Annotated in this window: 16 protein-coding genes; 7 read left to right on the top strand and 9 right to left on the bottom strand. The window is 56.7% G+C overall.

The annotated features are described in order from the left end of the window. The first annotated feature begins 224 nt into the window (after positions 1-224). Entirely contained in the window at positions 225-2,084 is a 1,860-nt protein-coding gene (locus tag DF283_RS05690) for a motility associated factor glycosyltransferase family protein (protein WP_303673763.1), read from the top strand. 130 nt (positions 2,085-2,214) lie between these two features. Further along, positions 2,215-2,421, top strand: a complete 207-nt coding sequence (locus tag DF283_RS05685; RefSeq protein WP_303673762.1) for a zinc ribbon domain-containing protein — start codon at positions 2,215-2,217, stop codon at positions 2,419-2,421. A 40-nt stretch (positions 2,422-2,461) separates the two neighbouring features. On the opposite strand, the gene DF283_RS05680 is transcribed toward DF283_RS05685, so the two are convergent. From DF283_RS05680 to DF283_RS05665, 4 genes are all read right to left on the bottom strand, one after another. Further along, positions 2,462-2,938, bottom strand: coding sequence for a VOC family protein (locus tag DF283_RS05680; RefSeq protein ID WP_303673761.1), 477 nt, complete (start codon positions 2,936-2,938; stop codon positions 2,462-2,464). Positions 2,939-2,976: 38 nt separating this feature from the next. Continuing rightward, the gene (locus DF283_RS05675) at positions 2,977-3,378 is read right to left on the bottom strand and encodes a hypothetical protein (protein WP_303673760.1); all 402 of its coding nucleotides are present in this window, start codon (positions 3,376-3,378) and stop codon (positions 2,977-2,979) included. A gap of 81 nt (positions 3,379-3,459) precedes the next feature. After that, on the bottom strand, positions 3,460-4,344 hold the full coding sequence (locus DF283_RS05670; protein WP_303673759.1) for a hemerythrin domain-containing protein: 885 nt from the start codon (positions 4,342-4,344) through the stop codon (positions 3,460-3,462). Positions 4,345-4,498: 154 nt separating this feature from the next. Continuing rightward, the gene (locus tag DF283_RS05665) at positions 4,499-4,951 is read right to left on the bottom strand and encodes a pyridoxamine 5'-phosphate oxidase family protein (RefSeq protein WP_303673758.1); all 453 of its coding nucleotides are present in this window, start codon (positions 4,949-4,951) and stop codon (positions 4,499-4,501) included. Between the two features lie 216 nt (positions 4,952-5,167). On the opposite strand from DF283_RS05665, the gene DF283_RS05660 reads away from it, so the two are divergent. From DF283_RS05660 to DF283_RS05650, 3 genes are all read left to right on the top strand, one after another. Then, a complete protein-coding gene (locus DF283_RS05660; protein ID WP_303673757.1) occupies positions 5,168-5,947 on the top strand; it encodes a matrixin family metalloprotease in 780 nt (259 codons plus the stop codon). Positions 5,948-5,995: 48 nt separating this feature from the next. Further along, positions 5,996-7,237: an MFS transporter gene (locus DF283_RS05655; protein ID WP_303673756.1), complete on the top strand. Its 1,242-nt coding sequence runs from the start codon at positions 5,996-5,998 to the stop codon at positions 7,235-7,237. Between the two features lie 383 nt (positions 7,238-7,620). Then, entirely contained in the window at positions 7,621-7,800 is a 180-nt protein-coding gene (locus DF283_RS05650; protein ID WP_303673755.1) for a hypothetical protein, read from the top strand. A 113-nt stretch (positions 7,801-7,913) separates the two neighbouring features. On the opposite strand, the gene DF283_RS05645 is transcribed toward DF283_RS05650, so the two are convergent. After that, entirely contained in the window at positions 7,914-8,888 is a 975-nt protein-coding gene (locus tag DF283_RS05645) for a universal stress protein (protein WP_303673754.1), read from the bottom strand. A 58-nt stretch (positions 8,889-8,946) separates the two neighbouring features. After that, positions 8,947-9,126: a hypothetical protein gene (locus DF283_RS05640; RefSeq protein WP_303673753.1), complete on the bottom strand. Its 180-nt coding sequence runs from the start codon at positions 9,124-9,126 to the stop codon at positions 8,947-8,949. Positions 9,127-9,251: 125 nt separating this feature from the next. Between DF283_RS05640 and DF283_RS05635 the strand changes: the two genes are divergently transcribed. Continuing rightward, the gene (locus DF283_RS05635) at positions 9,252-9,884 is read left to right on the top strand and encodes a cob(I)yrinic acid a,c-diamide adenosyltransferase (protein ID WP_303673752.1); all 633 of its coding nucleotides are present in this window, start codon (positions 9,252-9,254) and stop codon (positions 9,882-9,884) included. 143 nt (positions 9,885-10,027) lie between these two features. Beyond that, positions 10,028-10,843 carry a S1 family peptidase gene (locus tag DF283_RS05630; RefSeq protein ID WP_303673751.1) on the top strand — a complete coding sequence of 272 codons (816 nt, stop codon included), beginning with the start codon at positions 10,028-10,030 and terminating at the stop codon, positions 10,841-10,843. 44 nt (positions 10,844-10,887) lie between these two features. Here DF283_RS05630 and DF283_RS05625 read toward each other — a convergent pair whose 3' ends face one another. Genes DF283_RS05625 through DF283_RS05615 form a run of 3 tightly spaced genes read right to left on the bottom strand, consistent with a single transcriptional unit; the run spans position 10,888 to position 13,452 of the window. After that, entirely contained in the window at positions 10,888-11,607 is a 720-nt protein-coding gene (locus DF283_RS05625; protein ID WP_303673750.1) for a response regulator, read from the bottom strand. Positions 11,608-11,656: 49 nt separating this feature from the next. Then, on the bottom strand, positions 11,657-12,949 hold the full coding sequence (locus tag DF283_RS05620; RefSeq protein ID WP_303673749.1) for a PAS domain-containing sensor histidine kinase: 1,293 nt from the start codon (positions 12,947-12,949) through the stop codon (positions 11,657-11,659). Next, on the bottom strand, positions 12,946-13,452 hold the full coding sequence (locus DF283_RS05615; RefSeq protein WP_303673748.1) for a CBS domain-containing protein: 507 nt from the start codon (positions 13,450-13,452) through the stop codon (positions 12,946-12,948). Before DF283_RS05615 ends, DF283_RS05620 begins: the two co-directional genes overlap by 4 nt. Between the last annotated feature and the right edge of the window lie 182 nt (positions 13,453-13,634).

Below are 13,634 nucleotides of genomic sequence, written 5' to 3'. Positions count from 1 at the left end.
TAATATGGGGTCAGTTTGTCAAGGCTTTTGATATCCTCACCCATTATTTTGTTACATTAAAAAAACCAGCCCAAAAACCCACACGCCTCCAGAAAATCACCGCCCCTCCCCTCCTCCCCAAAAGCTGCCGTCCCACAACTCCTCCACCCACAGGAGGAGATTCCCGCCCCGATCGACCACAATAAAGGCAAAGCCTCAGGCAATCAGGGAAAGGACGTTCTCGCATGTTCTGGAAGAAAAACACCCAGGCCCTCCTCAAGCATCACCCCCACCACGAAGCCCTGCTCAAGAAGCTGAAGAACGTCACCGCCCCGGACGATCTGGCCCCCTACGAAACCACGGAAGGGGATATCGGGGTTGTGTTCAATGGCCTGCCCTTGCATTCTCCCAAAGGGGCCAAGCTGGAAGCCCAGCAAGAGGTCAAAACCAACTGCCGCCCGGCCCTGGATCGCACCCATCTTATTCTGGGGTTGGGATTGGGCTATTTGCTGGAAGAGACCTGCAAGCGTTCCCCCGGGCCCATTGTGGTCTATGAGCCACACCTGCCCCTGCTCAAGTTTGTGCTGGAAAACGTGGATCTCTCCGATTACTTCGGTCAGCGCCGGGTGCGTCTGGTGTGCGATCTTCCCACCCTGATGGATATCATCACCCCCCTGCTGGTGTGCTTTGAACCCATCGACTTTCTCTCCAGCGGGGCCTACGCCCTGCTTCTGCAGGGTCAAATGGGCGAACTCATGGGCAAGCTGGCCAACCTGATCGACGATCGCAAGCGGGACTACCGCACGGCCCGCTACTTCCACAACCAGTGGATTAAACAGTTTTTTGAAAACCTGCCCCATGTGGCCGATTGCTTTGATATGACCCACTTGCAGGGCAAGGGCAAAGGCAAACCGGCTCTGGTCATCAGCCGGGGCCCCTCGCTGGATGCCGCTCTGCCCGCCATCAAGCAGCTGGAAAATCAAGCGGTGCTGGTGGCCGTGGGAGGCGCCCTGCATCACCTGTACAAGTACGGTATTACCCCGGATTTCGCCACCTTTCTGGATTCCCGGGGCATGAAAGAGCAGTTGCACGGGCTGCCAGAAAGCTACCTGAAAAACATCACCTTTTTGCTGAGCAACTTTACCCAGCCCGTTTGTTACGAGCAAGACGTTGCAGCCAAGGTGCGCTACACCCTGCTCAGCGATCGGCCCTTTGCCGACTGGCTCTCCAAACAGGAGCCCCGCATTCAGAACTATCGCTTGCTGGATGGCTGCGGTACCGTCTCTCACATCGCCCTGCAAACGGCCATGCTCATGGACTGCGACCCGGTGGTCCTCATCGGGCAGGATTTGGCCTTCCCCAACGATCAGGTGTACGCCGGGGGGGAAAAGCTGGAGACCAACGGCAAAGGGGTAATGACCCTGAAAAAACGGGAAAACCTGTTTACCGGCCCCTCCCAAATGGCCACCGTGGAAGGACAAAACGGAGAAACCCTGCAAACGCTGGCCTCCTTCAAGGGCTTCATCCGCTTTTTTGAGAAAACGGCCACCGCCAACCAGCAGAAAGCCCGGCCCCAAACGCTGTACAACGCTTCGCTGGGGGGGGCCAAAATCAACGGCTACGAACTGCGGGCCATGGAGACCTTTGTAGGGGAGTGGCAAGACTTCCGCACCCCGGACTGGCTGAGCAAACAGCTCACCTTCCCCGAGGGGTACCGCAAGAAAACGCTGGAGAAACTACAAACCAAGCTGCGCAAGCTGAAATCCGAATTGTACGAGTGCGTGGCCCTGCTGGATCAATTGATAGTGGAAGGCGTGGACACTCCCAACAACCCGCAACTGAACCGCTTTATCGCCAACCACTACCTGATTAGCCACTTTCTGGTGCTGGACATGATCGATACCCGCCAGCGCTACAACCCGGCGGCGGAAACGCCCGAAGAAATCCAGAAAAACCGGGATGGCATGCGGGAAGGCTACAAGCAAAACCGGAAATTGCTGCACGATGATATCCTCCCCTGGGTCATCCAGTCGGAAACCCGAGTGCTGGCGCTGCTACAAAGCGATGGGCAAAAAGCCGCTCAGCCGGAATCCGTCCTGTCCTGACCCCATTCCGGCCTGGCCCAGCCAATTCCCAAAAGCGACCCCCTGTTTTAGCCAGATCGGTGCATAGTAACCTTGGAAAAGAGGGCGGATAATAGAATCTGGCTTACTCAACCAACCTGAGGGTAGCCCGATGTTCAAAATTTGCCCCGATTGCAGCAACGACAAACTCAAGTTCAAGGTGCTGGAGAAGCGAACCTACGACCCGGCCACCACCCGAGTGCTGCTGGAAGCGGAGATCCCGGTGGTGGAATACCATTGCCAGCAGTGTGGCTGGACCATTCTGGTGGAAAATCCGCCCGTCCTGCCCCAGGAAGAACTGCTACAAAGCCGAACCTGAAATCAGGATCAGTCGCTCTCTCTGAAACGCCCGCCAACGTTTAAGCCTTGACCTCACAAGCCATGGCCGCATCGGCAGCGGCCTGCATTTCGGAAGGACTGAGTGAACGCACCACAGAGGCAATGGCCCAGCGATGCCCGAAAGGATCAGTCACCTTGCCGTAACGGTCGCCCCAAAACATCTCCTGAACGGGCATTTCAATCGTAGCCCCGGCCAAAACGGCTTTTTCAAAAGCCTCATCGGCGTTGGGCACATACAAATGGATGAGTACAGGCGAATTGCCCAGCGCGGTGGGGGAGAAAACCCCATAGTCCCGGCACTCCTCCCCCAGCATAATCACGGAATCGCCAATATTGAAGGCCGCGTAAATAATTCTGCCATCGGGGCCAGTCAGCCGATGGGTGACGGTCGCCCCAAAGGCCCGCTCATAAAAGTCCAGGGCGGCCACCGCGTCATACACCACCAGATGCGGCGTAACACTGTGAAACCCGGAAGGAATGGGCGCTGTGGCGGTCATAAACGGTTCCCCTCTCCTAAACGTTTTGAATGAACTGTTTAATCGTCTGATAAAGTCCGACTGGGTTCAAGCGGGGATTCCGGGTGTTCCGGCAGGAAGGCAACCACGCGGGAGGCCGCCTTGTCCGTGCGGGGGGGATGCTGAAGGCGCGCCGGTATGGGCCGGGTCTGCGTAGGGTAATACCCCTCAAATAACTGGCGGGCCGTGGAAAACACCTCTTCCAGAAAATCCTGCCCGGTCTGCCGATCGCCTTGGGCCTCGCTCAGTTGAATGGCCTGATCCGAAATGGCCATGGCCAGCAAAAAGGCCATAAACTCCTCCGGCAGGTGCCGCCGGTGATGATCCAGGAGGGCCAGCAAATCCTGAGAGGCCTCACGCACGTGTTCGTTTTTTTCGTTTCGGGCCTGTCGTGACTTGGCCAGATCAACTACACTATCCATTCCAGAATTCCCATTGACTGGATCGATCATAGCCCAAGTCCCCCAATCGGGCATCCCTTTTTCTACAGGCGCTTCAAAATATCATGCGTTTCGGGCAGTAGAAGCCTGACTCAGGCTGTTGGCCTTAATGTAATGCGGATGCGGCCAGACCCTGAAATTCAGCAGATGAGCGTCCTTGTGGGCCTGCAAAGCAAAATAGAGCTGCGAATCCAGCGTTACGCATTGCCCGGGAGACAATGGAATCTGTGCCTGCCGGGTTTCCAGGGTAACCGAGCCGGACAGCAGGAACAGGCACTGATGGGGCCCCACCCAGTGCAAGGCCTGTTTCATGCCCGCCTGCAGGCGAATATGCTGCACACTGGCGTGTTCCCGTTCGTACAAGGTCTCATAGCTCAGTGGTTTGTCAACGGCCCCAGACAGGTCTGTCTCAATGATCCGAAAGTCAGGCGTGGGTCGGGATAGCCCCAGCGCAGCGCCCTGTTCCGCCTCAGACAGAATTTCCCGATAGCGCCGCAGGGCCAACGCCTGCTCCTCCGGCAACAGGCAAGATTGGGCCAGAGGAAAAATGCCCCGCTCCTCCTCGATAATATGCGCTTGCAAACGGGTTTGAAACGCCTGAAAATGACGCATCAACTCAGGGTCAGCGCTCCCGGCGGACACGCTGCGGGTCAAGGCCCCTTCAAAGTCGGTCTGCAAGACCCACAAATCGTCATGCTCCACGGTCATCAGCATCATGGTACGGTACTGACTCACCAGACTGAACAGCGCCTCTTCTTCCAGCACGAAATGCTGGTACAAATCCGCAGCCCAGTCCGCATAAAACCCGGCCACGGACGACCAATCGGCCGACTCAGGGGCAGCGGCATGGGAAGCACCGCTCAGGATAGCCAGGCGTTCCTGAAGCCAGCGCAACCCGCTTTCCGTCTGGCGGTGTTCGGCGATTAACAGGTCACAACAGTTTGCCATGGCCGCATCATACTGCCTTCAGGGCCCACTGGCAAGACAGAGCCGATGGCCCAAGCCCGGCGCCGAAAAGTCTTCAGCGCCCCCGGAAGAATGAGGGAGAAAAAAAAGAGGAGAGGATAAGAAAGCAAAGGAAAAGAAAGGAGAGGCCCTCCCCCTAAAAACTGACCGACTCAGGCAGCGCCCCGCTCTGTTCCCAGACCTGCCCATCGTCCAGACGAACCCGAATCAGGGCCAGATTGGGATCTCCCTTGCCCTGGGGTAGCCAACGGCGATAGTTCTCACGCCAAAACGCATCCACGCGCTCGGCGTCCTGAACAATGTGGGCCCGGCCACTCAGGGTTAAAAAGGGCTTCTGCCGATCCTGAAAAGTCACCAGCACCTGTTGATTCTGTCGAATTTCATCGGCCTTGGACGTTTCCAGGCCCGTTAAAAACCACAGGTAGCAACTGAAACGTTCGCTTTCCACAGGCTCTATCTCGGCCACTGCCATGGGTCGCCCGTGCAGGTGCCCATTGGAGCCGTGGGTGATGAGCATGCCCGTTTCAAACTGGCGCAGACGCTCCACAAACTGCCGGGCTGCCTGTGCCTGATACTCTGCGTAGGCCATGGTGCTGCTCCTTCTCTCGGTGAAAGATCTACCCGGTAGCAGCATACTGAGCCTCCGAGCCCTTGACAATGGCTACACCGGGCAATCCACAAAAGCCATCTGGAGGTCAGCCGCGCACGTATTGGTGAGCCGGACTGGATATGACCGGACAGGGTGCGATATCATGAGCATTGCTTAAATCCCGGTCGAATGAACTGAACCCGGTGGAATGAACCCTTGCCAAAACCACGTCTCAAACGGTCAATGCCTGCCCTGCTGCTACTCACTGGACTGCTGGGCCTGAGTTTCTTTTGGCAACCCGGTTCGGCCCAAAGCGGCAGCCTGCCTCCCGCTTTTCCGGCCTCCGTGTCTGTCGCCTCCCCCCAAAGCGCCCCCACCGATTATTTTCATTTGCAGAAAAAAATCTATCGCTGGAATGATCAAACCCGACTGGTGCTGGTTCACATCAGCACCCCCGCCCATCTGGCGGGTTGGCAGCCCTGGCACCCCCAACTCATCAAGGACGCCTTTGCCGAATGGCAGCGGGCCCTGCAAAACCGCATCATGTTTGTCTTTATGCCCGACACCACTCAGACCGATATGGTGGTGAACTGGTGGCCCCTGTCCACGCCCACCATTGAACGGGGAGCGGCGGGCCTCAACATGATGTCCACCTGGGGCAAGTACATCGCCAAAAACGATTTGTTTATCTCTCTGAACGATCAGACCGGGCAGCCGCACAGCCCGGGCTTGCTGTACGCCACCGCCCTGCATGAAATCGGGCACTCGCTGGGCATTCAGGGTCACAGCGATCAGCCTGCCGATATCATGTACTTCTCGGTCAACGAAGGCTCCCGCCTGAGCCAGCGGGACGTCAACACCCTGCTCAAAATTTACGCGGCCAAGCCGGATTTCAGCAACCCACCCGGCTTCCACCTGTCCCGCTTCAGTGACTTTCAGAAAACCCGGCAAAAAAGCGGTTTCCGCATTCCAATCATTATTCCGATTCCCCTCTAGCCCGCCACAAAACGGGCTACTCGAGCCCTTCCCACACAGGCCCCACCCATGACCTCCAACCCTCACCCTGAAAACGCCCTGCACGAAAAAAACTTTCTGCTGTTTTCCATCGGTTCCTTCATTTCCATGTTGGGCCGACAGATGTTGACCGTGGCCGTGGGCTGGGAGGTTTACGAACGTACCCACTCCGCCTTTGCCCTGGGCCTGATTGGACTGGTGCAACTGATACCCGTTGTGCTGCTGACCCTGCCGGTGGGCCACTGGGTGGACAATCACGATCGGCGCAACGTGCTGATAGGGGCCCAAATTTTAAACGCCCTGGCCACAGCCGGGCTGGTGGCCCTGTCCATTCTGCACGGCCCAGTACAGGGCATTTACGCTTGCCTGTTTCTGGCCGGGGTGGGGCGAGCCTTTCACAGTCCAGCCAACGCCGCCTTGTTGCCACAAGTGGTCAGCACCCAAAACCTGACCAACGCCATCAGCTGGAACAGCATTTTCTTTCAGGGCTCGGCCATCCTGGGGCCAGCCCTCAGCGGTTTGATGCTGGGCTGGCAACACAGCGCTACATTGGTTTATACGGTCGACTGCCTATCCAGCCTCTTGTTCTGGGCCGTTCTCACCATCATATCCGTGCGTCCGGTGGCCCGGGCCAGGGAGGCCCTCAGCCTGAAGTCCATGGTGTCCGGTCTGGCATTTGTGGCCAGAACCCGCCTGATTCTGGCGGCCATTACCCTGGACCTGTTCGCGGTGCTGTTTGGAGGCGCTGTGGCCCTGCTCCCCATTTACGCCAAGGATATTTTACGGGTGGGCCCGGATGGGCTGGGCCTGCTGCAGATGGCGCCCTCGCTGGGGGCATTGGCCACCGGGTTTGTTCTGGCCAAAAACAGCCAGTTTCGGCAGGCCGGACGCTGGCTGCTGTGGTCGGTGGCCGGATTTGGGGTGGCCACCATTGTCTTTGGCCTGTCCACAAACTTCTGGTTGTCCTTTGCCATGCTGGTGTTGTCCGGGGCCTGCGACAACGTCAGCGTGGTCATCCGGCAGGGACTGGTCCTGTTGCGCACGCCGGATGAAATGCGGGGTCGGGTTTCGGCCATTAACTACGTATTTATTGGCACTTCCAACGAACTGGGCGGTTTTGAATCGGGCACCGTGGCCCATTACTTCGGCCCGGTAGCCTCGGTGGTGTTTGGCGGCATCGCCACCATTGTCACCGTAGTGGGCACCGCCCTCTGCTGGCCGGAACTCCGCAAGCTGGACAAACTCCACGATCCGCCACCCACAGAAACTTAAACCAGAAAAGTGAGCCGGAAAAAAGTGAGAACGTAAGGCTGCCTTCACAACCCGTTTGCAACTATTTGAGTGCGGCGAGTTGAAATAACAATGAACGAAATGCTCCCCTGTCGTTCTATTTGTCATTCCCGCGAAGGCGGGAATCCAGGAAAAAATTGTCCGGATTGCATTTTTTTATGGTTGATTTAATCTTTATAACTGGATTCCCGCCTTCGCGGGAATGACAGGCCGCAACGTGAAAAACAAAACAAAACAAAATAAACATATCTGGTCTCAATAGATTGACCTCCCCAGCCCTCTGTCATTCCTCTATTGTCCAATGGCGCGCCCAAAAAAGAGTTGCTATGGTGAGTATTCGCATGCACCATCCGAGGACAATCACAATGAGCGATAAGCACTGCAAGGACGTGACCGAAGACCTGTTTCGGCAAAACGATTACCACCATCAACAAAAGAATCTGCAAAAAACATTGCCGGAACTGGAGTCCTTATCCACCCAGCAATTGCGGGAAAAAAGCCGCTTGCGCAAACTGCAAAAGCTGTCCCAGACCCCGGACGATTAAAAGCAAATCCTGATTAAGAAGCGAGCTTGATTAAGACCCGGCCATCCTCAAAATCCGGCCGATCATCAAGACGATTATCAAAATCGAATAACCCAATCTGCCACGCCTGCGAATTAACGCACGATCAGCAAATTGTGGGTATCCCAATGCAATAACTGGGAACTGACACTGCCCAGCAACCAGGCCAACACCCCCTTGCGGTTATGGGACCCCACCGCAATCACATCGGGATCTTCCGCCTCGGCCACCGCCCCCAACTCGGAGGCGGGCGAGCCCAGCAAACGTCGACAATCGGCCACGGCAACGCCCTGGGTTTCCAGAATATCCTGACACATTTCAAAAACCAGATTGGCATTGCTCAGCAAGGCGTCATCCAGCACCGACTGGTTAACAAACGGTGCCAGCAGCGCGTTTTCCTGATAGACCGGCGTTTGAACAGTGATCAGAGACACTGGCACTTCATCAACCACACCAAGGTACTGACCCAACTTGCGGGCCAGATTCAGGGAAGCGTCCGAGGCATCCACGCCCAGCCATATTTTAAGCTGAGCCGGTTTGGCCGTGATGACTTTACGCAAAACCAGCACAGAGACCTCTGTGTGGATGGCCATGGTCAGGCCAAAGTGGCTGGCCTTGCCTGCCGCTCCCCCGGATGGGGGCTGTACCAGAATCAGGAGATCCTGCCCGGTTTCTTTCAACTGGGCCAGCAAAGTTTTAGAACCTTCTCCGGCAGTGGTCATTTCCCATTCATCACTCAGGGTAAAACCCTGCTTGCACAATTCACTCCGAACGGCCTGATTGGCCGCTTTCAGGGCGATTTCCCGCTGGGCCAGCCGAGCGCCCATTTCCTGAGCCTCATCGGCAAAATCGGAATGCACGCTGACCCAGTCGTACTCGGCATGAACCAGCGTCAAAACCACGGACTGGGGACCGAGCAGGCAAGCCAGACTCTGGATAAGGGGCAGCACAGCGTCGGGATCGTCCCCGTACTCAATAACCAGGGTCACACGTGTAATGCGCGCCGTTGAGGAGGCGCTTTCTGTGTGCCGCTCCTCGGTTTGCGCGCGATTGGGTTGAATCTGACTCACAAAAAACCTCCCCCGTTCCCGTCACTATCCAGAAATAGATGCAAATGGCTTCCGTCAATCAGGAGACCGCAGGGACCGGACTGGAGGCGATCCAGCCACAGGCCACGCACTCCTGCTCAATCACCGTTTCCGTCTCGGTGTTGGACGGCAAGCCATTTTTTAACTCACGAAAGAAAACTGTTTTGACCTTAACCGCTTTTTGTTGGCAAAGGGGGCAAATGCTGAATTCTTCGTCCATAACCATCATTCCTATTGCTAATATGCTACTTTACAATGTTTTATGCGGATTAAATCAGCCGCTTGGGCAGTTTTCCCCGACAATCAGACCTACCCATTTTTACGATAATCTGTTTGAATAGAAGCATGAGCGCAGATGAGCAAGCATCGGCTTCTGAGCCACCCAAACCGCCTCCCCCGGGCAATCTTTCGGCTGTTGAGGATTTGGTGAACCCCACCTTTGCCCAACGGGGGTACATTCAGGTCTACACCGGGGATGGCAAGGGGAAAACCACGGCCAGTCTGGGGTTAACATTTCGGGCATTGGGCCGGGGCTGGCATGTGCTGCTGGTGTTGTTCACCAAAGGAGGCGATGACTACGGCGAACTGTACGCCGCTCGTCAGCTCAGCCCGCAAATTTCCAAGCAGCTGACCATTGTGCAGGCCGGGCTGGATCGCATTGTTTTTACCCACAACATGAAACCGGAAGACGCCGTCGAAGTCTCCAACGGCTGGGAAATCGTCAAACGGGCCGCTTTCTCCGGCAAGTATCAGATGATTGTGATGGATGAGGCCAACATCGCCATTGATTTAGGCTTGATTCCGCTGGAGGAAATGAAAGACCTGCTGCGCAATAAACCGCCGGAACTGGAGCTGGTTCTGACCGGTCGGCGGGCCCACCCGGATATTATCGAACTGGCCCATCTGGTTTCAGAAATCCGCCCCATCAAACACTACTGGGACATTGGGGTAAAGGCCCGCAAGGGCATTGAGTATTAAATCCGGGCGAAAACAAAAATACAGGTCAGGCTGCCTTCGATTTGATTCAATGTTATTAATGCTGAATTCGACTCACCACCCGTCCAATGCGAAGTCGCCGGAAAAGGCGTATGCTACCTCTTACAGGGCCCTGGAGCATTACCATGACATTGTGGTTTCTCAACCAGCGTCATTACCATCGAAGCAATATGGCGTGCCCGGTCAGGCCCAAAGCGGAGTTCACCGGGTGGGTCAGACAGCATCCCTACTTGGGCAATAGCCTGCTTTCGGTAGCCTTAACCCTGTGTCTGCTGGACGCATCCGGCAGCCGGTCGGTGGCCCGCCCGCATCATCTTCCACACAAGGCAGGCCCCCCGATGGTCAATATGAACTGCGCCAATCCCGCCTCAAAAGATATCACCAGTCTGGCCGCCCTGAGCGAACCCGTGGCCCTGGTTCAGAGCGGAACAGCAGTGGGCAGCGGCGTCCTCATCAGCCACACCGGAACCCTGATCACCGCCGCCCATATTGTCGAAGCCAATGGCCCTGTCACCATCTACCTCTCCGGTCGAGAAGCCTTACCGGCCCGCTTGCTGATGCTGTATCCGCAAGCCGATGTGGCTGTCCTGCAATTGCCCAAGGGAGATTACCCCTGCCTGCCTCTGGCCTCCAGTTTGCCAAACCGACACGAATCCGTGTGGGTGCTGGGCCTGCACGCGCATCCGGCCATTCAGGGCCTGATTTATGAAAATCGCATTGAGGAGGTACTATGGCAGCCCAACCAGTGGGTGCTGCTGCGCTTGTCCCTGAACTTGCCAGCGGGGCACAGTGGCGGGCCCATCCTCAACGTCCGGGGGGAAGTGATTGGGATTGTCAGCGCTCGCCTGAAACAAGCCACACGGGCCACCCCCGGGGATCGTTTTTCCACGTTGGGCAGCAGCCTGCTGTTCCTGCAACCAACTGGCAGCGGGAAGCACTGAACAGCTCCCCGAATCAGACTCAGAGTGCCAGCGCGTTCCGGCGGTTAAACCAGCCCTTCCCGCAGGGCTTTGACCGCCACCTGAGTGCGATCATCCACCGATAATTTTTGAATAATGCTGGCCACGTGGGCCTTGGCCGTATGGGCGGACACCTGCAAACTCAGGGCGATTTCCTTGTTGCTTTTGCCGTCCACAATACACTTCAGCACTTCCAGCTCCCGCTCGGTCAGTTCCGCGTTGTAACGCACCCGCCCCTGAGCCTTCTTACCATCCCCCGCCTCCAGACCGGCTTCGGCTGACGGCTCCATCGCCACGGCCATGCCCACCGGCAGGGTTTGCATGACCATGCGGGCAATGGCCGGGTCCAGCCAGATAGCGCCATCCAGCACCATTTGAATGACCTGATACAGCCGATCCATCTTGATGTCTTTCATGCAGTAGGCATCGGCCCCGGCGGCCATGGAGGCCAGCACTTCCTCGTGATTCTGAATGGAGGTCAGCATCAGCACTTTAATTTCCGGCAAGGCTTCCTTGATTTTGAGGGTGGCCGTAATGCCGTCCATTACCGGCATGCCAATGTCCATCAAAATTAAATCGGGCTTTTTATCCAAAGCCAGATCCACGCCCTGTTGTCCGTTTTCCGCTTCGCCCACAATTTCCAGCCCCTCTTTTTCAGCCAGAGCCATGCTCAGGCCAAAGCGGGCCAGCTCGTGATCTTCCACAATTAAAACCTGGGCAGGGCGGGTCAGGGATGGGGGATTCATAGGGTCTCCGCAAAGTCATTCAAGGGGAGGAAGGTGGGGGCATTGGGTATTAAGAATTAGGGATGGGTATGGGTTTCAGGGGCAAGACGATACAAAATCGAGAGCCTTCACCCACCGTGCTGTCAACAGTAATGCGGCCCCCATGCAGTTCCACAATCATTTTACAGATAGACAGCCCCAAACCGGAACCAATTTTTTTTCGGGTCTGCTGCACCAGAAAATACCGGTCAAACAAATGCGGCAAGACCTCCGGCGGAATACCCGGGCCATTGTCGACCACATCCAGCCGCAGGGCCGTCTCGTCATCCAAAGCGGCGGCAACCCGAACCCAGCCGCCAGCCTGCACGTTTTCCAGGGCGTTGCCAATTAAGTTCACCAACACCCGTTGCAACTGATGCGGATCGCCCGGCACGGACGGAAGCATCGGGGGGATATCAACCGAGAGCGTAATGCCCTTGCTGTGAGCCAGCGGCTGGAGCTTGTCCACACTGCCCTGAACCAGTTCGGCCAGCGCAATCGACTCCAGCAGCAAGCGCACTCGCCCGGATTCGTACTGATAGGTTTCCAGCAACTTGTTGACCAGGGCCAGCAAATCCTCGTTGTTGCGGATCAGGTGCTGGGTGAGGGGGGCCAGCTTCTCCGGCAATTTGTCCCGTTGGGCGTCCATCAGTTCCAGGGCCCGGCGCTCGGCCACCAAGGGCGTCCGCAGGTCATGGGTCAGGGCGGACACAAAGGTTTCCCGCAACCGCTCACTTTCCTGAAGCTGGGCAATGGTCGCTTCCAGCTCCCCGGTGCGCAGGGCTACCCGTTTTTCCAGTTCCTCGTTCAACAGGCGCAATTCGCCTTCAATGCGCTTGAGGTAAGTAATGTCCTTGCGGATGGCAATGAACTGAACCGGCTTGCCGTTGGCCTCATCCATGAACGGCACAATGGTGGTATCCACCCAGTAATACGTGCCATCCTGGGCCCGGTTCTTGACCTCTCCCTTCCACACGTTCCCCTTGCTGATGGTCTGCCACATCTCCCGAAAAAACGAGCGGGGATGGTACCCCGAATTGATGATGCGATGGGTCTGACCCAGCAATTGCTCCCGTGGGTACCGGGAAATTTTGCAAAAGGTGTCGTTGACGTAAGTAATACGCCCCTGGGCATCGGTAATGGCCACAATGGCCGCCTCATCCAGCGCGAATTTGAAATCACCCAACTGCTTGAGCAGGGACTGGGGAGAGTCCGGCAAGGGAGAATCCGGCAAGGGCTCAACCAGTCCAGCCCCCTCCGACCGATCGGCGGCAGCGGCGGGAACCGGTGAAGATTGTCTGGAAGAGGACCGGGGTTGCTTCATGCGGATACCAGGCTTTTACACTGATTGGGCGCATGACCGCCACAGGATCTGGGCGCTTCTTTCAGCACTTTGAGCAAGTCGAAAGAGGTCACAATGCCTTTGACCTGATTGGTATGCGCTTCCACAATGATAACCCGATGCACCCGATGATGCAGCATTAACTCCGCCAGACGATGCGCGCTGGTGTCCGGGAAGGCCCGCACCACATCCCGGGTCATGAAGTCAGAGACAAAGCCTTCGGCAATGCCTTCCAGATGAAAGCCCTCCTCCGCCAACAGGCGATCCAGCAAGGCCTGTTCCACGGAAGTGGACACGCCCATATTCAAACCGCTGGCCAGAATATCACTGACGCTAATCACCCCAACCAGCCGACCTTCCCGATCCACCACCGGGGCCCCGCTGATTTTATTGATGGTCAGCAACTGCTGCACCTCATCACACGTCATATCCGGACGGGCGGTGATAACCTGCGAGTTCATGATGGATTTGGCGCTGGGCGTCATGGTGTTCTCTCCTTCATCTTTTTTTGAAACCTGGAAGTGAACCGGCTTCCCCAACCGAAAGCGATAAAAATGGCCAGCGTCCAAGGAGTTAGCCCGAACACCGGCCAAAGAGAATTCCGTGTTTGAAAGATCGGGGTGAGTTTGAAATCCGTTGAAAGATAAATGCTGAACCCCCAAGCGGG

Source organism: Vampirovibrio chlorellavorus, assembly GCF_003149375.1.
Lineage (GTDB): Bacteria > Cyanobacteriota > Vampirovibrionia > Vampirovibrionales > Vampirovibrionaceae > Vampirovibrio > Vampirovibrio chlorellavorus_B.
The sequence above is the reverse complement of the archived record's forward strand: the minus strand, read 5'-3'. Positions and strand labels throughout refer to the sequence as shown.

Bases quoted from the DNA above. Each gene is read 5' to 3' on its own strand.
- DF283_RS05690 (WP_303673763.1), top strand. From the start codon at position 225: ATGTTCTGGAAGAAAAACACCCAGGCCCTCCTCAAGCATCACCCCCAC.
- DF283_RS05685 (WP_303673762.1), top strand. From the start codon at position 2,215: ATGTTCAAAATTTGCCCCGATTGCAGCAACGACAAACTCAAGTTCAAG.
- DF283_RS05680 (WP_303673761.1), bottom strand. From the start codon at position 2,938: ATGACCGCCACAGCGCCCATTCCTTCCGGGTTTCACAGTGTTACGCCG.
- DF283_RS05675 (WP_303673760.1), bottom strand. From the start codon at position 3,378: ATGGATAGTGTAGTTGATCTGGCCAAGTCACGACAGGCCCGAAACGAA.
- DF283_RS05670 (WP_303673759.1), bottom strand. From the start codon at position 4,344: ATGGCAAACTGTTGTGACCTGTTAATCGCCGAACACCGCCAGACGGAA.
- DF283_RS05665 (WP_303673758.1), bottom strand. From the start codon at position 4,951: ATGGCCTACGCAGAGTATCAGGCACAGGCAGCCCGGCAGTTTGTGGAG.
- DF283_RS05655 (WP_303673756.1), top strand. From the start codon at position 5,996: ATGACCTCCAACCCTCACCCTGAAAACGCCCTGCACGAAAAAAACTTT.
- DF283_RS05650 (WP_303673755.1), top strand. From the start codon at position 7,621: ATGAGCGATAAGCACTGCAAGGACGTGACCGAAGACCTGTTTCGGCAA.
- DF283_RS05640 (WP_303673753.1), bottom strand. From the start codon at position 9,126: ATGGACGAAGAATTCAGCATTTGCCCCCTTTGCCAACAAAAAGCGGTT.
- DF283_RS05635 (WP_303673752.1), top strand. From the start codon at position 9,252: ATGAGCGCAGATGAGCAAGCATCGGCTTCTGAGCCACCCAAACCGCCT.
- DF283_RS05630 (WP_303673751.1), top strand. From the start codon at position 10,028: ATGACATTGTGGTTTCTCAACCAGCGTCATTACCATCGAAGCAATATG.
- DF283_RS05625 (WP_303673750.1), bottom strand. From the start codon at position 11,607: ATGAATCCCCCATCCCTGACCCGCCCTGCCCAGGTTTTAATTGTGGAA.
- DF283_RS05620 (WP_303673749.1), bottom strand. From the start codon at position 12,949: ATGAAGCAACCCCGGTCCTCTTCCAGACAATCTTCACCGGTTCCCGCC.
- DF283_RS05615 (WP_303673748.1), bottom strand. From the start codon at position 13,452: ATGACGCCCAGCGCCAAATCCATCATGAACTCGCAGGTTATCACCGCC.